Source organism: bacterium, assembly GCA_026398675.1.
Lineage (GTDB): Bacteria > RBG-13-66-14 > RBG-13-66-14 > RBG-13-66-14 > RBG-13-66-14 > RBG-13-66-14.
Genome location: JAPLSK010000375.1, coordinates 1 through 2310, shown reverse-complemented (window position 1 = coordinate 2310; position 2310 = coordinate 1). Strand labels below are relative to the sequence as shown.

At 64.1% G+C, this 2310-nt stretch carries 2 protein-coding genes; both read right to left on the bottom strand.

Translation table 11 applies throughout. The annotated features are described in order from the left end of the window. Positions 1–845, bottom strand: an 845-nt coding sequence (locus tag NTW26_11295) for a hypothetical protein (GenBank protein ID MCX7022832.1), incomplete at its 3' end; no start/stop codon positions are given. Positions 846–1002: 157 nt separating this feature from the next. Then, positions 1003–1986 (bottom strand): hypothetical protein, encoded by a 984-nt coding sequence (locus NTW26_11290; GenBank protein MCX7022831.1) that lies wholly within the window; start codon positions 1984–1986, stop codon positions 1003–1005. Positions 1987–2310: the final 324 nt, after the last annotated feature.

Sequence of the window (2310 nt, the reverse complement as noted above, 5' to 3'; positions counted from 1 at the left end):
GGTTTCATGGTGAAGAAGGGGAAGGTGTCCGCGACCTTTTTCAGGTTTTCCGCCACGGCCTTGTAGTGGCCTGCGGCCTTGTAAAAGTGGGCCACCACCTGGCCGCCGAACTTCTCCGCCGCCTCCCGGAGGAAGGAGTGGGCGAAGCTCCGGCACTCGCCCCACACCGCGGCGTTGTACGCCGTGCCCCAACCGTCCGCGGTGGCGTTGCCCAGGGCGCGGATCCAGTTGTCGTAACCCTCCAGGCCGGACCTGTACCCCGTGTAAATCCATTTCTTCGGATTCCTCGCGTGCTCCACGGCGAATCCCAGCGCCTCCTTCACCGCGGTCTTCATCTCGGCCGGGTCGCACCGCTTCACCGTGTACATTTCCAGGCAGCCGATTTGGGTGTCGCCCACCTCCCGCCAGGGCTTGGGTCCCTTGCCCTCGTCGCACTGGGGGCCCGAAAAGAAGTAGCCGCGGTCGTCGTAGCCGTGGATGACGTAGAATTCGGGGATGAAAAGCTCCCAACCGTAGCAGGGGACCCCGGCGTCGAGAGCCGCCTTGACGGTGTTCCAGGCGAGCTCCTGCTTTTTCTCGAAATCGCGGTCCGCCTTGACCGCCGTTATCACCTCTTCGGCGTACCCCGCGTTCTTCCCGAGCCTCGGGAGCGCCTCCGTGTTCCAGGCGGTGGGCCCGCTGGCGCAGACCCGCTCGTGCACGTTGATGATGAAGGCGTGGCCGGTGAGGCTGAAGAGCCGGGCGTCGGACATCTCGACGCCCAGGTGCTCCAGGCAGCCCTTGACGCAGCCGAGGTGGGAGGTCCACATGCACTTCCAGCGCAGATTTTCGATTATTTTTCCCACATCGTTCCCTTCGCGCTCGGCTTTTGAATGCGAGTCGTCTTTTTAATCCGACTTTAATATCCGGGGCGTTTCGCCGTCAACCCGATTCGTCCTCAAGATGTTGGTATCAATGGTACTTAACCGTGTCCACCGCTCGGGTGGGCGCCTCTCCCACGTCTCACCCGCGGTCGCCCCCCGACGCCTTCAGCCTGGCCAATAGCTCCCCCAGCGCCCCGAGCCCGGCGGCCTCGGCCTCGCGCGCCCGGGTCAGGGCCTCGATGGCCGTCTTCCGCCGGTCCTCGTACTCGATGTACGCCGGCTTGAGCGCGAAGAAGGGGAAGGTGTCGGCGACGATGCGCAGGTTCTCGGCCGCCGTCCGGTAGTGCCGCGCCGCCTCGTCGAAGAGGGGGCCGGTGTCGCCGCCGATCCGGCCCTTCGCTTCTTCTAAAAATTTTACGCCGTTCGAGCGGCAGGTGTACCAGGCTACGGAGTTGTACGCCATGCCGAAGCCTTCGGCGGTGTTGTCCGCCACGGCCTTGATCCAGGCGTCGTAGCCGGCCAGCCCCGCCCGGTATCCCGGATAGACCCACTTCTCGGGGTTCCGAGCGTGCTCCAGGACGAAGGCGAGGGCGTCGCGCACCGTGGTGAGGTCGTCGGCGGGATCGCCCTTTTTGAGCGCGTAGACCTCGACGCATCCGATGGGGGTCGAGCCCAGGCTGGCCCAGGGCTTGGGTCCACGGCCCGTCTCCCGGCGCGGTCCCGAATAGTGGTACCCCGCCTCATCGTAGCCGTGGATGACGTAGAATTCGGGTATTTCGAGCTCCCAGCCGTAGCAGGGCCGGGACTCGTCCAGGGCCCGCCTCACCATCTCCCAGGCCGATTTCTGCTTTTCCGCGAAATCGGAGTCCCCCTTTAGCGCGAAGACGCCCTCAGCGGTGTAGCCGAGGTTTTTCCCCAGCTCCCGGAGGGGGTGGGTGTTCCAGGCGGTGGGGCCACTGGGACAGACGGTCTCGTGGATATTCAGGATGAAGGCGTGGCCGGTGGCGCCGAAGAGCCACGGCTCGGATACGTTCAGGCCCAGGTAGTCCAGGCAGCCCTTGAGCGCGCCCAGGTGCGAGACCCACATGCGTTGCCAGCGCAGGTTATCCAGGAACTTGGCCATCGTTAAATCTCCGTCGCTTCCCGGTCCCGAAATCGGGCATTCGAACGAGAGCAAGGATAACCCCACTCACGCCCTTTATCAAGACGGGAATTCGCCTTTACACGGTGGTCCGGGGTGCAATACAATCTGATGGGAGGGAGCTGGACCGACGGAGGTTCATGGAAGACCGTACCTGGTCCTGACCGCGCTGCTTTTTGCCGTTGGCTGCTACATGACCAACATGACCACGGCCAAGACCGTGGGCGCGGGGAAGGTGGTTGACAGACCCGGTACGATGACCCTTTGCGTCGGGGGCGGATTCGAGTACTTCTATGGACCCGCCTT